This window comes from Dyella sp. C9 (assembly GCF_003332825.1).
Lineage (GTDB): Bacteria > Pseudomonadota > Gammaproteobacteria > Xanthomonadales > Rhodanobacteraceae > Dyella.
Map to the genome: position 1 here is coordinate 37516 of NZ_QIRF01000012.1, position 18947 is coordinate 56462.

Genomic DNA, 18947 nt, shown 5'->3' on the forward strand with positions numbered 1-18947 from the left:
CGGCAAAGCCGGCTCATCGCAACGTCACCAGTCGTGCATCGTTCGCGCGCTCCAGGTGCGGCCACGCGTTGTAGGTCACCAGTGTCGATCCACGCGACCCTAGCCGCAGGCGTGTCACGCCGGTGTTCACGAGTGGCCAGCTCAGCTCGAAGGCATGGGTTTGGGGCGCGCCGAGCAGGGCACTGGCGATCACGGCGATGGGGCCGCCGGAGGTGAAGGCCCAGCCGGTCTCGCCGGGCATCTCAGCCAGTGCTTTGAGCGCCTCCAGCGCGGCTGCGCGGAAGGCCGGCCAGCTTTGCTGGTATTCGTCGTCGTGCCGCCCCGAGGTCCATCGCACCAGCGCTTCCTCGAAAAGACGCTGGAACGCTCGATGCGGATCGTCCATCTGCTTCATCGCGGCACGCAGCGAGCCCGGTGCGCTGAACTCGGGGCGCAGCCGGGCCAGCAGTTCCAGATGGTCCACTTCATCGAGGCCGGCCAGCGTGGTCACCGGCAAATCGACACCAGCGGCTTGCAGGCACAGGCGCGTGGTGTCGCGATGGCGCACGCGCGGGCCCATCGCCACGCTATCCGGCCGGGGGCCGCAGGCGGCCAGCCATTCGCCAAGCAGATGCGACTGTTGCTCGCCCAGCGGCGAGAGCCGGTCGTAGTCCTCGGCGCTGAAGCTGGCCTGGCCGTGGCGTATCAGCAGCAGTTCGCGCATGACTCAGGCCGCCGCGATCAGGCGGCGGCAGCGCATGCCCATGTAGCGGGCGGCGTCCCCGAAGCCGGCGAACTGCGGGTTGGTGGTCTGGCCCAGTGCAAAGCGGCGGTAGATCTGCTGGATGATCACCATCAGGCGGAACAGGCCGAACACCTCGTAGAAGCCGAAGCGCGAGACGTCGATGCCGGTGCGCCCGCCGTAGTACGCCACGACTTCGGCGCGGGTGAGCATGCCGGCCTCATGAGTGGGCTGGCGACGGAACGACTGGAAGATCTTGTCGTCGTCGGCCTGTACCCAATAGGCCAGCGAGCCACCCAGATCCATCAGCGGGTCGCCGACGGTGGCCATCTCCCAATCGAGCACGCCGATGATGTCCAGCGGGTTGTCGGGCGACAGCACCACGTTGTCGAAGCGGTAGTCGTTGTGGATCACGCAGCGGGCGTTGTCCTGCGCCGGCTGGTTGGCATCGAGCCAGGCGAGCACGTCCTCGCAGGGATCGGAGCCTTCGGTGGCGGCCTGGCGCCAGCGCTCGCTCCAGCCCGACACCTGCCGCGCGATATAGCCTTCGCCCTTGGCCAGCTCGCGCAGGCCGGGCTGCTGCGTGTCCACCTGGTGCAGCTGGATCAGGCGATCGATGAAGCCTACGCACAGCTTGTGCACGCCATCGCGATCCAGGCCAAGCTCGGGCGGCAGGTCGCGGCGCAGGATGGTGCCGTGCAGGCGCTCCATCACGTAGAAGTCCGCACCCAGCACGCTTTCGTCGTCGCAGCGCGCGAGGATGGCCGGCACGTACGGATAACCGGGCTTGAGCGCCGCCATCACGCGTGCCTCGCGCAGCATGTCGTGCGCCGACTTGGCCTTGGCGCCACGCGGCGGGCGACGCAGCACCAGTTCGCGGTCGGGGTAACTCAACAGATAGGTAAGGTTGGACGCGCCGCCGGGAAACTGCTTCACCGATGGCGTACCGGCGAGGCCGTCGATGTGCTGCTTGAGGAAGGCATCGACGCGCGCCACGTCGAAGGCGTCTTCCTCGCGCACGGCGCGGGCCTGGTCGGGAATGGCGGTCATGCGAAGGGTTCCTTGGCGAGTTGGGCCTTGGCTTCAAGCTTGGCGACCACGGCGCGATGTACTTCGTCCGGGCCGTCGGCGAGGCGCAATACGCGCGCATAGGCGTACAGTTGGGCCAGCGGGAAATCGTCGGTGAGGCCGGCGCCGCCGTGGATCTGGATGGCGGCATCGGCGGCCTGCTGGGCGACCGCGGGCACTACTACCTTGATCTGCGAGATCAGGCTGAGCGCGGCTTTGGGCCCCTGGGTGTCGAGCGTCCATGCGGTCTTGAGCGTGAGCAGGCGGGCCTGTTCGATCGCCATGCGCAGGTTGGCCACGACGTCCGCGTTGCCACCGAGCCTGAGTAGCGGCTGGCCGAATGCCACGCGCGACTGCGCACGCCGGCACAGCAGCGACAGCGCGCGCTCGGCGGCACCGAGTGCGCGCATGCAGTGATGCACGCGACCGGGGCCGAGCCGGCCCTGCGCGATCTCGAAACCGCGGCCGGGGCCGAGTATCACGTTCTCCAGCGGCAGGCGCACATGGTTGAAGCTGAGTTCGCCATGGCCGGAGGGTTCGTCGTAGGCGTGGAACACCGGCAGCATGCGTTCGATGTGCACGCCGGGTGCATCCAGCGGGCAGATCACCATGCTGTGGCGATGATGCGGATCGGCGTCGGCATCGCTCAGGCCCATGAAGATCACGAAGCGGCAATGCGGATGGCCTAGCCCGGTGGTCCACCACTTGCGGCCGTGGAGCACTACCTCGTTGCCTTCCACGCGTGCGGTGGCACGCATGTTGGTGGCGTCGGAGGAGGCCACATCCGGCTCGGTCATGGCGAAGCCGGAGCGGATCTCGCCATCCAGCAACGGTTGCAGCCAGCGTTCACGTTGAGCCGGCGAGCCGTAGCGGTGCAGCACCTCCATGTTGCCGGTATCGGGCGCGCTGCAGTTGAACACCTCGGGCGCGATGAAGGAGTGGCCCATGATCTCGGCCAGCGGCGCGTATTCGAGGTTGCTCAGGCCCGGACCCTCCTCGAGATCGGGCAGGAACAGGTTCCACAGGCCCTCGGCACGGGCGCGTGCCTTGAGCGTTTCCATCACTACCGGCTGGCGCCAGTCGCGATGATCGGCGCTGCCGCTAAGCTGCGCGGCATAGACCGCCTCGGCGGGAGCGATTTCCTCGCGCATGAAGCGGGTGAGGCGCTCGGTGAGTGCGCGGGTACGTTCGGACGGGGCGAAATCCATGGGGCGTTCTCCGGGGTCCGCCGCAGCGTACGCCGGTGACATCCGATAAGTGAAATGAATATGCTTTATGGCATGTCATTCGTGGTGTGAATGACTTTCCGGCCTGCTGAACGCATGGAGTATCGCCGTGGATCGCGACAGTCGCATCGACCTCAACCTGTTCCGCGTACTCGATGCCATCTACACGCACGGCGGCGTGGGCGCGGCGGCGCGCGCCCTGCACCTCACCCAGCCGGCGGTGACCCATGCACTGGGACGCCTGCGTGACCAACTGGGTGATCCGTTGTTCGTGCGCCAGGGCAACCGCCTGCTGCCCACCGACAAGACGCAGGCGATGATGCCGGCGGTGCAGGCGCACCTGAAAGGATTGCTGGCCAGTACCCACGCGCAGTCGCGCTTCGACGCGGCGCAATTGCAGATGGAGTTCGTGATCGGCTTTCGCGACATCCTCGAGTCCATCGTGCTGCCCGGCCTGATGGCGAGCATCGGCCACGAGGCGCCGGGCGTGCGCGTGGTCAGCCGGCGCGTGGCGGCCGATGAGATGGAGCGCGAACTGGCGGCGGGAACGCTCGACCTGGTGGTGGATCGCCCCTGGCGCGCGGGGCCGCGCATCGCGCATCGGCACCTGCTGGACGAGACGCTCGCCGTGGTGATGCGCAAGCGGCATCCGCTGGCGCGCCAGCTGCGTCGCGCCGACTACCTCGGCGCGCGGCACGTCACGGTCTCGCCGCTGGGCGAGTCCAATGCGCTGGATCTGCTGCTGGGCCAGAGCGGCATGTTCCGCGAGGTGCGCATGGTCTGCCAGCACTATTTCTCCGCCTGCCAGATCGCCGCCGCCACCGACCTGCTGCTCACCGTGCCCAGGACCTATGCCGACCAGTTGGCGAGCCTGTTGCCCGTGGTGGTGCGGCCCTTGCCGATCCAGCTCAAGGCCTTTTCCATTCGCGCTTACTGGCATGCGTCGAAGGATGGAGACCAGGCGCATCGCTGGTTTCGTGAACGTCTCGTCAAGTCGGTGACCGATGCCATGGGCCCGACGCGAAGCTGACTTGCGGGTGACAGGTGTGCGGGCGCACGATGCTGCAATCATGGGCGGTACGCCCGTGCAGCACGCATCACGATGAGCACAGGATGGCTCCGGCCCTGCTGCCGGCGCGCCCCTTTACGAGGTGTCTGGCATGTCCGATCCGTCGCCCGAAGTCGTGTACGACCCCACCGATCCGATGAACCGCAAGGAGCAGATGTTCCCGCGGCTCAGTCCCGCGATGGTCCAGCGCATCGCCGCCTATGGCGATGAGGAGTTCGTGCCCGCCGGCACCGTGCTGTTCCAGCGGGGCCAGCGCGGCGTGGATTTTTTCCTGGTGCTGGATGGGTTGATCGAAGTGTTCGACCAGGATATCCACGGCCAGATGACCGTCTTCACCATGCACGGCCCTCGCCAGTTCAGCGGCGAGATGAACCTGTTCAACCTGCGCGGTGTCCTCGCTTCGGCGCGGGTGGCCGTGGACAGTCGCGTGGTGCGGATACACCAGGAGGCATTCCGTCGCATGGTGGCTGCCGAAGCGGATATCAGCGAGATCATCATGCGCGCGTTCATCCTGCGCCGGGTTGGCCTGATCCGCATGGGCTATGGCGGGGTGGTGCTGGTAGGGCCGGGGCATAGCGCCGACACGTTGCGCATCGAGCGCTTCCTGGTGCGCAATGGCTATCCACACCGCTTGATCGACACCGAGGTGGATCCCGAGGCTGGCGGCTTCATCGAGGCCTTCCAGCTGCGCCGCGAACAGTTGCCGGTGATCATCTGCCCGGAGCGTTGCTTCCTTCAAAACCCCAGCACCAGCGAGCTGGCCGATGAGCTGGGCCTCACCGAAGTGATCGATCCCCAGCACGTGTACGACGTGGCGGTGGTGGGCGCGGGGCCGGCGGGGCTGGCTGCCGCGGTGTATGCCGCGTCCGAGGGGCTGTCGACGATCGTAGTCGAAGGCCTCGCCCCGGGTGGACAGGCCGGCACCTCGTCGAAGATCGAGAACTACCTGGGTTTCCCCACGGGCATCTCGGGCCAGGCCCTGGCTGGCCGGGCGCAGGCGCAGGCGCAGAAGTTCGGTGCCAGGCTGGCCGTGTCGCGGCAGGCGGCCAGCGTCGATTGTTCGGCCCGGCCTTATCACCTGCGCCTCGACGATGGGCAGGGCATCACCGCGCGCGTGGTGATCGTGGCCAGCGGGGCACGCTATCGCAAGCTCGATGTGCCCGGCTACGCGCGCTACGAAGGCGAGGGTATCCACTACGCCGCGACGGCGATGGAAGGCCAGCTGTGCGCCAACGAGGAAGTGGTGGTGGTGGGCGGCGGCAACTCCGCCGGACAGGCCGCGGTGTTCCTGTCGGGCATCGCTGCGCATGTGCACATGCTGGTGCGCTCGGGTGGCCTTGCGGCGACCATGTCCGACTACCTCGTGCAGCGCATCGCGCGCTCATCGGCCATCACGCTTTACACGCGCAGCGAAGTGGTGGAGCTGGAAGGCGACGAACGCCTGCGCGAGGTGAGCTGGCGGCATCGCGATTCGGGCGAGCTGACCACCCGCCACATCGGCAACATGTTCGTGATGATCGGCGCGGAGCCGAACACCGATTGGCTGCGGGATTGCCTGGCCCTCGACGACCACGGTTTCGTGCTGACCGGACGCTGCGCGGAAGGGCACTTGCTGGAGTCGCCGTATGCGACCACGTTGCCGGGCATCTTCGCCGTGGGCGACGTGCGCGCCGGTTCGGTCAAACGCGTGGCCTCGAGCGTGGGCGAGGGGTCGGTGGTGATCCAGGCCGTGCATCGCTACCTGCATCCCGAGGCGGGTTGAGTGGCGTTGCGCGTTACGGCGGCGACTGCAATGACGGCAGAATAGCGTCCCATCCGCCGATTCCCGGGTTGTCCACATGCGTCCTTGTCCACGATTCGCCCCAGCGTCCGTCTCCGCTGATGGAGTGCGCGCGCATGGCTGAGGTGCGACAGGCGCTGGCAGAGGCGACGGCTGAACTCGGTGATCGCCTTGAGGCCGAGTTGCTGCTGGTCCATGTGCTCGGCAAGCCGCGCAGCTGGTTGATCGCGCACGCCGACGACGTGCTTGCGGCTCTCGAGGGGGATGCTTACCGGGCGCTGGTGCAGCGGCGGCGTGCGGGCGAGCCGGTGGCCTATATCACCGGTCAACGTGGGTTCTGGTCGCTGGAACTGGAAGTCACGCCTGCCACCTTGATTCCACGCCCGGAGACCGAGCTGCTGGTGGAACTGGCGCTGGCACGGGCTGCGCCACAGGTACGCATCGCCGACCTGGGCACGGGGAGCGGGGCGATCGCGCTGGCGCTCGCCCGAGAATTGCCTCGCGCCCAACTGGTCGCCACCGATGCCAGCGCCGACGCACTCGCCGTGGCACGTCGCAACGCGGTGCGACTGAACCTGCGCAACGTGAACTTTGCGCACGGCGACTGGTTGGCCGCACTGGACGGGCAGCGATTCAACCTGATCGTGTCGAATCCGCCCTACATCGAGGCCGGCGATCCGCACCTGGGGCAGGGCGATTTGCGCTTCGAGCCGGCCAGTGCGTTGGCCTCGGGCATCGACGGACTGGACGACATCCGTCGCATCGTGGCGCAGGCGCGTTTGCATCTGGAGCCGGGTGGATGGCTGCTGATGGAGCATGGCTGGAACCAGGGCGAGGCCGTGCGCGCCGTGCTGAAGGGCGCTGGCTACCGGGAGGTATTCACTGCCCGGGACCTGGAGCAGCGCGATCGCGTCAGCGGCGGCGTCTGGCCAGGCTGAGCGCCGGGCGAAAGCTGCGCATCGCTGAACGCGCGGATCCGGCGCTTCGGCGACTTCCCGGCAGCGGCGTAGACTGGTCACGTTACGAGCTAGGGGCCCGGTTACTGGCGTCCCTCCGGGCCTCCGCCACCGAGTGTGGGAGAGCCGTCATGCCCGTGCGAGAGTGTGGATCGCGTCGCGCCCCGTCCCTCATCGCTGCCCAGGGTGTGATGCTGGGGCTTGTACTGGGTTGTCCGGCGGCCCCGGCGGGCGCACAGGCCGCGGCGCCGTCACAGCCTGCGTCCCCAGCCACGGCGGCCGCGCCGGCTACAATACGACCTCCGCAGCGCAACACCGTCACGCTGGGCGAGGTAGTGGTCACCGCCAATCGCCGGCCGGAGTTGTCACGCGAAGTGCCGATGCATGTCGACGTCGTGCCGGCCGAATCATTGCAGCAGATCGGCGCCAAGACGCTCAACGACTATGTCTCCTACCAGCCCGGGGTGTTCTTCGCCACGCAGGGTGGCACCGGCCAGGGCGAGCTGGTGATGCGAGGCGTGTCCACCGGCAACCAGACCAGTCCGACCGTATCGCTCTACATCGATGACGTACCCGTGGGCGGGAGCACGGTCTACGCCGCATCGGCGACCTTCCTGCTCGACCCGGTGCTGCTCGATCTGGATCACATCGAGTACCTGTATGGTCCGCAGGGCACGCTTTACGGCGCAGGTTCCATGGGGGGCCTGGTGAAGTATGTGACGCGTCCGCCGGATGCCGGCGGCGTATCAGGATCGTTCGGCGCGGACATTTCCCATACCGAGCACGGCGGCATGAACTACACCGAGCGCGGCACGTTGAACATGCCGCTGGTGAAGGATGTCGCCGCATTGCGCTTGAGCGTGGTGGACGAGCACACCGCCGGGGTGTACGACGCCGTCGGCCCGGTGGCGGCGGGTGGCGCCGATCGCACGCATACGCAGGGGCTGCGCGCTGAACTGCAGGTCACCCCTACCGACCGGCTCAGCATCAACCTGAGCGGCACGGCGCAGCGCATCGCCGCGGATGGCTTGTCGATGGCCGACTACAACCTGCAGGGCCAGCCCATCTCGGGCGGGCCGTACAATCGGGAGCTCAACCATCGCGAGCCATTCACGCAGACCCTTGAGCTTTATTCGCTGCGCGTCGGCTACGACTTCGGCTGGGCTACGCTGAACTGGATCAGCGCCTACCAGGACTTCGAAAACCACAGTGTGCAGGACTACCCCAACGGCTTCCTGGACCTGCTCAACGAACTGGGTCCTGAGCTGGGCGTCGAGCAGCCGCTGAGCGACCTGTACGTTGACTCGGTCTATGACGTGCACAAGGCCACGCAGGAGATCCGCCTCACCTCGCCCAAGGGCGACCGCTTCGACTGGCTGGCCGGGCTGTGGCTCAACCGGGAGGACGTCTGGGCCAACTATGGGCTGCTCGGCGACAACCTCGGGGCGCCTGGCCAGACCTACCTGATCAGCCAGGCCAACAGCTCGCGCTTCGATGAATATGCCGGCTACGGCGACCTGACCTGGCACCTGGTGCCGACGCTGGACCTTTCGGCCGGCGTGCGAGCCAGCGGCGACAGCCAGCGGCTGTCGAGCCAGCAGCAGGGGCCGGTGGCGGGCAGCCCGGGCGGATTCCGCCTGGCCACGCACAACTCCGATACCACCGAGATGCTCACCGCGACCTATCGGCCGGATGACAGCCACAGCTATTACCTGCGGGCGTCCACCGGTTATCGGCCGGGGGGCCTGCAGGCGCCGCTGCTGACCAGCGTGCTGGGACCGGTGCCGGCGGCGCCTTCCGATACCTTCGGGTCGGACAAGTTGCAGAGCTACGAGCTGGGCTACAAGGGCAGCCATCTGGACGGTCATCTGGACATCGGCGCGGATGTCTATGACATCGAGTGGCACAACCTGCAGCTGTTCACCTACACGCTGGGGAACACCATCATCCAGAATGCGGGCGACGCGCGGGTAAACGGCCTTGAGGCGAACGCCCGATACCAGAACGGTCCCTGGAACCTGCGTGCGTCATGGGCCTATACCTACGCCCGGACCCTCGATGCCGACGAGGAGATCGGCATCGCCAAAGGCGCGCCGTTGCCGTATTCGGCGCGCAGTGCCGGCACGTTGGCGGCAAGGTACCAGTTCGAGCTCGGCGGTTATGGCGCCTATGCGGGGGCCACGGAGCGCCTGTCCAGTTCGCGTCATGCCGGGTTCGAGGGCGATGCCAGCGATCCGGATTTTCACCTGCCGGGCTTTGGCCTGCTCGACCTCAATACCGGCGTAAGCCTTGCGCATGGGGTCGCGGTGGACGTCTATATGCGCAACGCGTTGAATCGTCGCGTGGCGATCGGCACGCTCAACGCGCAGGCCATCGACTTTCTTGCCGCGCTAGGCGGCCCCATGCTGGTGCAGCAGTCCACGCCACGCACCATCGGCGTCTCGTTCAACGTACCGTTCCAGTAAAGCGGGGCGGCGTGTTGCGCCGCCCGCCGGGTCAGGCGGTGACCTGGTTGAGCGAGGCCGCCAGGTGCGGGAAGCGCGCGCGGATCGCCCGTCGGATGCTGGGCAGGTCCAGGCCGGCCATGGTCAGCACTTCGTCGCGGCTGCCGTGCTCGAGGTACTCGTCGGGCAGGCCCAGGTGCAGGATCGGCTTGACGATGCCGTGCGCGGCCAGGCACTCGGCCACGCCGCTGCCGGCGCCGCCGGCGATGGCATTGTCTTCCAGCGTCACGAAAGCCTCGTGGGTGCGTGCCAGTTCGAGGATCATCTCCTCGTCCAGCGGCTTCACGAAGCGCATGTTGACCAGGGTGGCGTCCAGCTCGGCAGCGATCTCGGTGGCCGGCGCCAGCATGGCGCCGAAGCTGAGCAGGGCCAGGCCGTGCCCGCGACGCCGCAGCTCGGCCTTGCCGATCGGCAGCGTTTCCAGCTCCTGCTGCAGCGGCACGCCCAGGCCGGTGCCGCGCGGGTAGCGAATGGCGGCAGGGCCAGGATGCTGGAAGCCGGTGGTGAGCATCATTCGGCATTCGTTCTCGTCCGCCGGCGCCATGATCACCATGTGCGGCAGGCAGCGCAGGTACGACAGGTCGAAGCTGCCCGAATGGGTGGCGCCGTCCGGGCCGACCACGCCGGCGCGGTCGATCGCGAAAGTCACGTCCAGGTTCTGCAGCGACACGTCGTGGATGGCCTGGTCGTAGGCGCGCTGCAGGAAGGTGGAGTAGATCGCCACCACTGGCTTGGCGCCTTCGCAGGCCATGCCGGCCGCGAGCGTCACCGCGTGCTGCTCGGCGATCGCCACGTCGAAGTAGCGTTGCGGGTATTCCTTGGAGAAACGCACCAGGCCCGAGCCTTCGCGCATCGCCGGGGTAATGCCCAGCAAGCGCTCGTCGGCGGCGGCCATGTCGCACAGCCAGTCGCTGAATACATCGGTGTAGGTGGGCTTGGACGGGCCGGACTTCTTCACCAGGCCGGCCTGTGGGTCGAACGGACCCACCGCGTGGTATTCGATCTGCGCCTGTTCGGCCGGGGCGTAGCCCTTGCCCTTGGTGGTGATCACGTGCAGCAGCTGCGGACCGGGCAGCTCCTTGACCGTGCGCAGCGCAGCGAGCAGCTGCGGGAGGTTGTGGCCGTCGATCGGGCCGGTGTAATGGAAGCCCAGTTCCTCGAACAGCGTGCTGGGTGGCACTACGAAACCCTTGGCGTGCTCTTCCCAGCGCTTGAAGAAGCGGCCGAACAGCGACTGCTTGGGAATGGCGCGCTTGGCGCGCTCGCGCCACTGGTTGAGCGTGCGGCTGGACATGGCGCGCGCGGCCATCTTGGTCAGCGCGCCCACGTTCTCGCTGATCGACATGCCGTTGTCGTTGAACACCACCAGCATGTTCGGCTCCACGTCGCCGCCGTGGTTCAGCGCCTCGAAGGCCATGCCGGCGGTCATCGCGCCGTCGCCGATCACGGCGACGAACTTGCGCGGGTCGCCCTTGCGCTGGGCGGCGATGGCCATGCCCAGTGCCGCCGAGATCGAGGTGGAGGAGTGGCCGACCCCGAAGGTGTCGTACTCGCTTTCCTCGCGGCGGGGGAACGGCGCCAGGCCGTCCTTCTTCTTGATGGTGGTGATGCGGTCGCGGCGGCCGGTGAGGATCTTGTGCGGGTAGCACTGGTGGCCCACGTCCCAGACGAGGCGGTCGGTCGGGGTGTCGAACACGTGGTGCAGGGCCACGGTCAGTTCCACCACGCCCAGGCCGGCGCCGAAATGGCCGCCGGAGCTGGCCACGGCCTCGATCAGGTACTGGCGCAATTCGTCGGCGACGGCAGTGAGCTCATCGTCCGGGATGCGGCGCAGGTCGGCTGGCGTCTCGATGTTCGCCAGGTGGGGGAAGCGGGACAGGTCGGTCATTGGCATATTGTTGGCCCAGCGGAAGGGCGGGGCAAGGGCGGCAGGGTGAAAACCTGCGGATGAACGGCAGCTTGCATACCCCGAAGGGCGCCACACCGCGCTGATGCGGGCTGCGCGAGCCGCGTGGGCACCGATAGTCAGCCGGCCTTCCCGCGCCGCAGCGGTGCCGTGGCGCGCCGCCCCTGGCCCCGCCCGCCAGCCGTGGTGTCGGCGTGGCCCGATCCTGGGAGACGCCGGCGCCCGGATGGCCGTGTGCTCAGGACGCCATCTGCGCCCGGCGGTCACGAGGCAGGTGATTGACCAGGAACTCCATCTGGTCGACCAGGATGTTGCGGTTGGAGAGGATCAGGTGCTCCACCCAACTGGGCCGGTAGGGCACGGCCAGCAGCGGCATGTTGGCCTGCTGCGGGGTGCGGTTGGCCTTCTTCAGGTTGCAGGCGAGACAGGCGCTGACCACGTTCTCCCAGGTGTCCTTGCCACGCTTGGAGATCGGCAGCACATGGTCGCGGGTGAGTTCGCCGCGGCTGAAGCGCTCCCCGCAATACAGGCAAAGGTAGCGGTCGCGGGCGAACAGCGCGGTATTGGTGAGCGCCGGCGAGGGATCGATCGCATGGTCGCGGCAGTGGCCGGTGCTGGCGATGATCGGGTGCAGGGACAGGATGCTCTGTACCCCGCTGATGCGGTTGTGGCCGCCGTGTACGGTGAGGCACGGGTCGCCCAGGGTCCAGGCCACGGCCTCACGGACGTAGAGGCAGACGGCTTCCTGCCAGCTGATCCAGTCGAGAATGCGGCCAGCGGCGTCCAGCGAGAGCACGCGAGTCGAATGCAGGTCGACGACGCGGCCAGGTACTTCCATCAGCATGCAAAACCGTCCTTCAACCCAGGGGAGTGAACGTTCGGGCGCTGCAACGATGCTCGTAACGTGGTCAGGATAGACCAAATCGATGACAGAACACACGCAAATGGTTGTCGTGGCAGGGGGAACCTGTCGTTGACGGGGGGCTTCGCGGGGCTCGCCGGGCGCTGATATAGTGTCCGTTCATCTGTAGACCCGGAGCCGGGTTTGGGAGGGGTAGCCTGGGTGGCGACCCCGGCGCGGCAGGGGAGAGGTAGTAATCGTGGCTGAAGTTCTTTTTTATGAGCGTCCCGTTCCGCTCAACCGTACCCAGCACAAGGATCTGCGCATCAAGCCGCTGCCGAACCTGAAGTTCGCCGGTGCAGTGCACTCGGTGCCGCTTACCGGCGTGGAGTTTCCGGCCGCTGCGCGCGATCTGCCGATCCTGTTTGGTGGCCTGACCATCGAAGAGGCCGGTCCGATGGCCCTGCTGGGCCTGCGCCAGAACGAGAACCTGTTCGTGGACGCGGATGGCCGCTGGGAAGCGAACACCTATATCCCGGCCTTCATCCGTCGCTACCCGTTCGTGCTGGCCGAGAAGCCGGTCGGTGCCGAGGGCGACGACTTCACCGTATTCCTGGACGAAGCCTACGAAGGCTTTGGCACCGAAGAGGGTGACCGCCTGTTCAAGGAAGACGGTTCCGACACCGACATGCTCGGCAATGCCGTGAAGTTCCTGGGCGAGTTCCAGCAGCACGTGGCACGCACCCAGTGGTTCATGGAGCAGCTGCGCAAGCATGACCTTCTCGAGCCGCGCAACATTCGCCTCGAGAAGGGCGGCAAGTCGATCAACCTCAATGGCCTGTTCGTGGTCAACGAGGAAAAGCTGCGCCAGCTGGACGAGAAGACCACCCATGAGTTCCTGCGCGAAGGCGTGCTGGGCTGGATCTACGCGCACCTGCTGTCGCTGAACAACATCGACCGCGTGTCGCTGCGTCTCAGTCAGCGTGAGCAGGTTGAGGAAGCGGCTTCCGCCGTCAAGAACTGACGTTCGGGCGTCGCGGTATCGTCCGATACCGCGACGCCACCCCGCTGGTGCGCAAGGCACTGGCGGGCATCTCGGCAGAGGCTCGCACATGCCACCGGCAACGCCCGGGCGATATGCTTGCCGCCGGCGGCAATCTGGCGTATCCCCCTACGTGTCCCCTGTCGTTTCGCGGTTGCCGCAAGGGGCCGCTGCATGTCCGAACAAAACAAGCGTGTGGTGATGGCCTACGTGGACGCCTTCAACCTGGGCGACCTTGATGGCGTGTGCGCGTTGTTTGCGCCGGATGCGCTGGTGCATGGTGCCTTGGGCTGGGGCGGGGTGGATGCGGTACGGCCGATCTGGAGCGAGCTGGTGCGTTGCTTCCAGGTTTGCCTGGAAGTGGACGCCGTTGCGGCCGAAGGCGATGCCGTCGTGGTGCGCTACACCGAGCGCGGTCGGTCGGTGGCGTCGTTCCGTGGCGGCCCGGTGACCGGCGAGCCTTATGAGTTGATTGCCATGGAGTGGTTCGTGGTCAAGGGCGGCCATATCGAGCGCCGCTGGGGCGTGCGCGATGCCGCTTCGATGTTCCGGCAGATGGGCCTGGCCCTGCCGTAATCACCCTCAGTGCCGCTCGTACCACAGACTGGGACGCCAGTCGCCGCCGCGTCCGGCGGGCGTACAGTCGAGCAGGTTCCACAGTGGCCAGATCGCGTCGACGTGGCGCGGGTCCTGTCCCGGTTCGGCCGGCACGAACATCAACTCGCTGCACCACACGTGGTGAATGCCGTCATCGCGTTGCTCGAACACATTGAGCGCCGGCATCTGGCGACCATCCGCTGCTTCCCCGTGGTAGTCGCTGTTGTAGGTGTTGTGTGCCGAAGACAGCAGGTGGAGATGGCGCCATCCGCGCTCCCGGGCGAAATGGCGGACACGCTGGATCGGCGATTTCGCCACCACCGCCACATTGATGCGCTGGCGCAGGTGAGGCACCTGGCCGTCGAGCGCATCGAGGATGGAGGTACAGGATGGGCAGGGCTGCGCCATCGCGGGACCGAACATGTAGCTGTAGATGATCAGGCTGTTCTTGCCGCCCTCGAACAGGTCGGACAGGCGCAGCTGGCGTTCGATATCGGTGTCCGTTGGCGCGTCGCCTTCGTCGTCGAAGTAATAATCCACCGGCACCAGGCCCCCAGGTGGCAGTGCCCGGCGCAGTGCCGCAGTGGCCTCGACCTGGCGACGCAGTTCGATTTCCGCTCGCAGCAGCCGATCGCGGGCGTTGCGATAGTCCTGGCTTTCCCCGGGGAAACGCACGGTATGCAGGGGCTGGCTCATCGTAGCCTCCGGTCAGCGAGTGGCCGCGCGCGCCGCGGCCCAGCGTCTCTTCCGCTGCTGTGGACCGTTGTCAGCGGACGGGCTTGGCCAGCCTCAGCAGGTCGGCGGCATAGCCCGCGTTCTCGTAGATGGCCCGCGCCCGTTCGTTGCCGGGAAAAACCGCCAGCGTCACCAGTTGGCAGCGGTGCTCGCGTGCCCAGGCTTCGGCGTGCTCGAGCAGAGCCCGGCCTACGCCGCGTCCTTCGTACTGCTCGTCCACGGCCAGGTCGGAGATGTGGCAGTTACTGCGCCCGGTGAAGAAATCCTGGGTTTTCTGCAGATGGATGAAACCAACCGGCTCGCCGTCGTCGTCCTCGGCGACGAACACGAAACTGTTGGCGGGTTGCTCCTCCAGGTGCCGCAACAACTCCTTGCGGATGCCCTCGATGCATTCGTGCCGCCGCCGCCAGGGCGGCAGGGTGAAATCCACGAAGCGGGGCACCAGGCCAAGAATGAAATCGTCGTCGTCTTCGGCGAGACGAATCAGGTAGGTGGCATCGCTCATGCGGGCTGGACCGGACTAGCGAACAGGGGTTTGCCGTTTCTACACCCTGGGGGAGCGGGATGGTAGTCCCTTCGGTGCGAGGGGCCTTGGGGGGGGCTGATGGAGCCCGGCCGGCGGGCGGCCACCCTGTAGGAGCGCACCCTGTGCGCGACCCATCGAAACGCAGAGCCATCGCGCACAGGGTGCGCTCCTGCACAGAGCCGGGCGACGTGGCAGCACGCCCCACAAAAAAGGCGGCCCCTCATCGAGGGGCCGCCCGTTCACGCATCAAGCGAAGCGAACACCGCCTCAGGCGATCGCCGGCAGGGTGTCCACGCCGGCCTCGATGGCCGCCTTGTGCAGCAGGCAACGCGGCAGGATGCGCGCGAAGTAGAACTTCGCGGTGTCGCGCTTGGCCTGCTTGAACGCTTCCTGCTGGCTGCTGTTGGCCAGGGCCGCCACGCTGCGTGCCCACATGTAGGCCAGCGTGATGTAGCCGGAGTAGTACAGGTAGTCGTTCGCGGCGGCGCCCAGTTCCTCCGGGTTGGCCATCACGCGCTGGGCCAGCGACAAGGTGAGGTCCGCCCACTCCTTGGTATGCGCGGCCAGCGGGCCGATCAGGCCAGCCAGGGCCGGATCCTGCGCGTGCTGCTGGCAGAACGCCTGGATCTCCTTGGCGAACAGCTTGAAGCCGGCACCCTGCAACTGGAGGATCTTGCGGCCCAGCAGATCGGCGGCCTGGATGCCGGTGGTGCCTTCGTACAGGGTGATGATGCGGGCGTCGCGCACGAACTGTTCCACGCCGTTTTCACCGATGTAGCCGTGGCCGCCGTAGACCTGCAGCGCTTCCTTGGTGCTTTCCTGAGCCAGCTCGGTGACCACGCCCTTGGCGATCGGGATCAGGAACGCGACCAGGTCGCTGGCGGCCTTGCGGGTGGCCTCGTCGGCGGCGCGGGCTTCCACGTCGGTCTGCAGCGAGGTGTACAGCAGCAGGGTGCGCGAACCTTCCACGATGGCGCGCTGGGTCAGCAGCATGCGGCGCACGTCCGGCTGCACCAGCAGGTTGTCGGCCGGCTTCTCCGGGAACTTCGGACCCGACAGCGAGCGGCCCTGCAGGCGTTCGCGCGCATAGTTGAAGCTGTTCTGCAGCGCGCGCTCGGACAGCGCCAGGCCCTGCACGCCCACGCCCAGGCGAGCGGCGTTCATCATGGTGAACATGGCGGCCAGGCCCTTGTGCGGCTGGCCGATCAGGTAGCCCTCGGCGGCGTCGAAGTTCATCACGCAAGTGGCCGAACCCTTCAGGCCCATCTTGTGCTCGATGGCGCCGGCGGCGGCAGCATTACGCGCGCCCAGCGAACCGTCGGCGTTCACCTTGAACTTCGGCACGATGAACATGGAGATGCCGCGGCTGCCGGCCGGTGCGTCGGGCAGGCGGGCCAGCACCAGGTGGATGATGTTCTCGGCCAGGTCATGCTCGCCGGCGCTGATGAAGATCTTGGTGCCGGTGATCTTGTAGCTGCCGTTCTCGCCGGGCTCGGCGCGGGTCTTGAGCAGGCCCAGGTCCGAGCCGGCCTGCGGCTCGGTCAGGCACATGGTGCCGGTCCAGCGGCCTTCCACGATGGGCTTGAGGTAGGTGTCCTGCTGCTCCTTGGTGCCGTGCAGCTCCATCGCGTGGCAGGCGCCTTCGGACAGCAGCGGGTACAGACTCCACGACAGGTTGCCCGACTGGAAGATCTCGGTGGTCGCGGTGCCGATGGTGTTGGGCAGGCCCTGGCCACCGAAGTGCTCGGCCTGGGTCAGGCCGGTCCAGCCGCCTTCGGCGAAGGCCTTGAAGGCCTCCTTGAAGCCCTTGGGCGTGGTCACGGTCTGGGTGGCCTTGTCGTACACGCAGCCTTCGGCGTCGCCGCTGGCGTTGAACGGGGCAAGCACGGCTTCGCTCAGGCGGCCGGCTTCCTCGATCACGGCGTCGAGCAGATCGCGCGTGTGGCCTTCGCCGCCCTGCAGCTTGGTCAGGGTGGATTCGGCGTCCAGCACGTCAAAAAGGGCGAAGCGCTGGTCGTCGAGCGGGGCCTTGTAGATCGTCATGGCGAAGTTCCTTCGGTGGTGATGCAGGGGCGCTGCGGGATCAGCGCCAGGTGTTGGGGATACCCGGCACGGGCGAGAGCCAGTCGTTGCCGTGGAATTCGAAATCGCGGGCGGCCTTTTCCTGCTCGGGCTTGGCGTTGGCGGTACCGGCGACGCTGTAGGGCACGCTGCCGGCGCTGCCCTTCACGGCGGCGGCCTTGAGCGCCGCGGTCATCTCCGGCGTGGGCAGCAGGTTGAACTGGGTGACGTCCGCGGCAAAGGCGGGAATGTCCAGGTCGAAGCGCGCGTGCAGGCGGATCGGCATCAGTTCGGCCACCTTCAGCTCGCCGTCGAGCGAGTTGAAGTCCATCTCGCCGTAGCTGTTGTTCTGGATGCGCAGGGTGACCCGCCACTGGCCGTCTGGCAGCGTGGTCATCTCCTGGATGCTTACCGTGGGCGGGAACACGCTCTTGCGCGGCGGACCACAGGCCACCAGGCCCGCCACCAGGACACCGAGCGCTACACAGCGGAGCAGTCGTCGCATGCGTCACCTCAAACGATTGTTTGAATCTTAGCAGGATGGGCTTGCCGTCTGTCACGGGGTCCTGCCGCCCTATGGATCTCACCGGGGGTGCGATCACGCTGGCGTGATGGAGCCCGCTTGCCGCCAGAGGTTCCCATTGCGCAGCGCAGCAGGCATCATCCCCGGTTCCCACATCCAGTCGTCCCAGCCAATGACCCGTCGTATCGTCGCCCGTCGCTCGCCCATCCATGGCAATGGCGTTTTCGCCGTCGCCCCGATCAAGAAGGGCGAGGAGATCATCGAATACAAGGGCACGCTGATGACCCACGCCGAGGCCGACGTGTTGTACGGCGATGGCGGCGAGACGGGGCATACGTTCCTGTTCACGCTCAACGACGAGTACCTGATCGACGCCAACCGCAAGGGCAATACGGCGCGCTGGATCAACCACAGCTGCGACCCGAACTGCCAGGCGGTGATCGAGGAGAGCGCCGACGGCAATCCGCGCAAGGACCGGGTGCTGATCGAGGCCATCCGCAACATCAAGCCCGGCGAAGAGCTGACCTACGACTACGGCATCACGCTGGACGTGCCGCATACCGCGCGCCTCAAGAAGCTGTGGGCCTGCCTGTGCGGTTCCAGCAACTGCACCGGTACGCTGCTGAAGTCCAAGCGCTGAAACCACGCCCGCCTTCTGTGGGGGCGCACCCCGTGCGCGACCGCAGGGCCAGGGGTGGCGCCCCTCTCTCTCCGACCTGTTGAATCGTTGACTCATTGCGCCCGCGAACACCGGATGCAGCGGTCCTGGATGGGCGTTGCAGTCGCGCACAGGGTGCGCTCCTACATTTTTGGAACCGGGTCATCGGGCGGGTAGTCGATGGCGACGACTTCCAGCATCAGGTCGCCCGCAGGGCGCTGCCACACGACTTCGTCGTCCACCCGCGCGCCGAGCAGCGCCACGGCCAGTGGCGACACGTAGCTCACCAATCCGTGCTCCACATCGGCCTCGTCCTCGCCAACGATGCGGTAGCGCGCTTCACCTTCCTCGCCCTCGACGGTCACCAGCGCACCGAAGGCCACCCGATCGCGCGGTTGTTGCGCCAGGTCCACCTCGATGGCGCTGCCCACGCGCGCATTGAGCCAGCGCAGCTCGCGCTCCACCGCCGCCAGTTCGCTCTGTTGCGGCAGCGTGTCGGCGGCGGCGCGCAGCGCATCGCGCCGTTCGCGCGTGGCCACCAGCCGCGCGCGCAGCTGCGCCAGCCCGTTCGGTGTCACGTAGTTCGGATGCTCACTCAGCGGGATGTCGGGCTGGCGTTCGCCAACCGACTCGTCCGCATCCTTCACAAAGGCGCGGCTCATCGTTACCTCCGGCGCCGGACACGCCGACGCAATCGTCATGCATGACATGGCGGCGTCGTTCTCGCGCATCAA

17 protein-coding genes are annotated in these 18947 nt (G+C 67.0%); 7 read left to right on the forward strand and 10 right to left on the reverse strand.

Annotation, left to right across the window (positions count from 1 at the left end; all coding sequences use genetic code 11):
* Positions 1-13: 13 nt before the first annotated feature.
* Genes DVU99_RS13875 through DVU99_RS13885 form a run of 3 tightly spaced genes read right to left on the reverse strand, consistent with a single transcriptional unit; the run spans position 14 to position 2997 of the window.
* The gene (locus tag DVU99_RS13875) at positions 14-703 is read right to left on the reverse strand and encodes a histidine phosphatase family protein (protein WP_114240821.1); all 690 of its coding nucleotides are present in this window, start codon (positions 701-703) and stop codon (positions 14-16) included.
* Positions 704-706: 3 nt separating this feature from the next.
* A complete protein-coding gene (locus DVU99_RS13880) occupies positions 707-1771 on the reverse strand; it encodes a phosphotransferase family protein (protein ID WP_114240822.1) in 1065 nt (354 codons plus the stop codon).
* Positions 1768-2997: an acyl-CoA dehydrogenase family protein gene (locus DVU99_RS13885; RefSeq protein WP_114240823.1), complete on the reverse strand. Its 1230-nt coding sequence runs from the start codon at positions 2995-2997 to the stop codon at positions 1768-1770. The genes DVU99_RS13880 and DVU99_RS13885 overlap by 4 nt, the downstream gene beginning before the upstream one ends.
* A gap of 127 nt (positions 2998-3124) precedes the next feature.
* Between DVU99_RS13885 and DVU99_RS13890 the strand changes: the two genes are divergently transcribed.
* The 4 genes from DVU99_RS13890 to DVU99_RS13905 all read left to right on the forward strand — a co-directional run bounded on the left by DVU99_RS13890 (position 3125) and on the right by DVU99_RS13905 (position 9285).
* The gene (locus DVU99_RS13890) at positions 3125-4045 is read left to right on the forward strand and encodes a LysR family transcriptional regulator (protein WP_114240824.1); all 921 of its coding nucleotides are present in this window, start codon (positions 3125-3127) and stop codon (positions 4043-4045) included.
* A gap of 130 nt (positions 4046-4175) precedes the next feature.
* Complete coding sequence (locus DVU99_RS13895; RefSeq protein WP_114240825.1) at positions 4176-5846, forward strand: cyclic nucleotide-binding domain-containing thioredoxin-disulfide reductase; 1671 nt, start codon at positions 4176-4178, stop codon at positions 5844-5846.
* Between the two features lie 134 nt (positions 5847-5980).
* Positions 5981-6802, forward strand: a complete 822-nt coding sequence (prmC, locus tag DVU99_RS13900) for a peptide chain release factor N(5)-glutamine methyltransferase (protein WP_114240826.1) — start codon at positions 5981-5983, stop codon at positions 6800-6802.
* A 398-nt stretch (positions 6803-7200) separates the two neighbouring features.
* Complete coding sequence (locus tag DVU99_RS13905) at positions 7201-9285, forward strand: TonB-dependent receptor (protein ID WP_198670332.1); 2085 nt, start codon at positions 7201-7203, stop codon at positions 9283-9285.
* A gap of 31 nt (positions 9286-9316) precedes the next feature.
* Here the strand turns inward: DVU99_RS13905 and dxs are convergent, their stop codons facing one another.
* Both dxs and DVU99_RS13915 read right to left on the reverse strand, forming a co-directional pair.
* Positions 9317-11212: a 1-deoxy-D-xylulose-5-phosphate synthase gene (gene dxs, locus DVU99_RS13910; protein ID WP_114240828.1), complete on the reverse strand. Its 1896-nt coding sequence runs from the start codon at positions 11210-11212 to the stop codon at positions 9317-9319.
* Positions 11213-11468: 256 nt separating this feature from the next.
* Positions 11469-12074 carry an HNH endonuclease gene (locus DVU99_RS13915; protein WP_114240829.1) on the reverse strand — a complete coding sequence of 202 codons (606 nt, stop codon included), beginning with the start codon at positions 12072-12074 and terminating at the stop codon, positions 11469-11471.
* A gap of 256 nt (positions 12075-12330) precedes the next feature.
* On the opposite strand from DVU99_RS13915, the gene DVU99_RS13920 reads away from it, so the two are divergent.
* Complete coding sequence (locus tag DVU99_RS13920) at positions 12331-13095, forward strand: SapC family protein (RefSeq protein ID WP_114240830.1); 765 nt, start codon at positions 12331-12333, stop codon at positions 13093-13095.
* 192 nt (positions 13096-13287) lie between these two features.
* Positions 13288-13689 (forward strand): ester cyclase, encoded by a 402-nt coding sequence (locus DVU99_RS13925; protein WP_114240831.1) that lies wholly within the window; start codon positions 13288-13290, stop codon positions 13687-13689.
* A gap of 6 nt (positions 13690-13695) precedes the next feature.
* On the opposite strand, the gene DVU99_RS13930 is transcribed toward DVU99_RS13925, so the two are convergent.
* The 4 genes from DVU99_RS13930 to DVU99_RS13945 all read right to left on the reverse strand — a co-directional run bounded on the left by DVU99_RS13930 (position 13696) and on the right by DVU99_RS13945 (position 17537).
* Positions 13696-14406, reverse strand: a complete 711-nt coding sequence (locus DVU99_RS13930) for a DUF899 family protein (RefSeq protein ID WP_114240832.1) — start codon at positions 14404-14406, stop codon at positions 13696-13698.
* Positions 14407-14476: 70 nt separating this feature from the next.
* Positions 14477-14950, reverse strand: coding sequence for a GNAT family N-acetyltransferase (locus DVU99_RS13935; protein WP_114240833.1), 474 nt, complete (start codon positions 14948-14950; stop codon positions 14477-14479).
* A 288-nt stretch (positions 14951-15238) separates the two neighbouring features.
* Positions 15239-17014, reverse strand: coding sequence for an acyl-CoA dehydrogenase C-terminal domain-containing protein (locus DVU99_RS13940; RefSeq protein ID WP_114240834.1), 1776 nt, complete (start codon positions 17012-17014; stop codon positions 15239-15241).
* 40 nt (positions 17015-17054) lie between these two features.
* On the reverse strand, positions 17055-17537 hold the full coding sequence (locus DVU99_RS13945) for a hypothetical protein (protein WP_114240835.1): 483 nt from the start codon (positions 17535-17537) through the stop codon (positions 17055-17057).
* A gap of 190 nt (positions 17538-17727) precedes the next feature.
* Here DVU99_RS13945 and DVU99_RS13950 point away from each other — a divergent pair, with 190 nt between their 5' ends.
* The gene (locus tag DVU99_RS13950) at positions 17728-18195 is read left to right on the forward strand and encodes an SET domain-containing protein (RefSeq protein ID WP_114240836.1); all 468 of its coding nucleotides are present in this window, start codon (positions 17728-17730) and stop codon (positions 18193-18195) included.
* Positions 18196-18356: 161 nt separating this feature from the next.
* On the opposite strand, the gene DVU99_RS13955 is transcribed toward DVU99_RS13950, so the two are convergent.
* Complete coding sequence (locus DVU99_RS13955; protein ID WP_114240837.1) at positions 18357-18875, reverse strand: GreA/GreB family elongation factor; 519 nt, start codon at positions 18873-18875, stop codon at positions 18357-18359.
* Positions 18876-18947 lie beyond the last annotated feature (72 nt).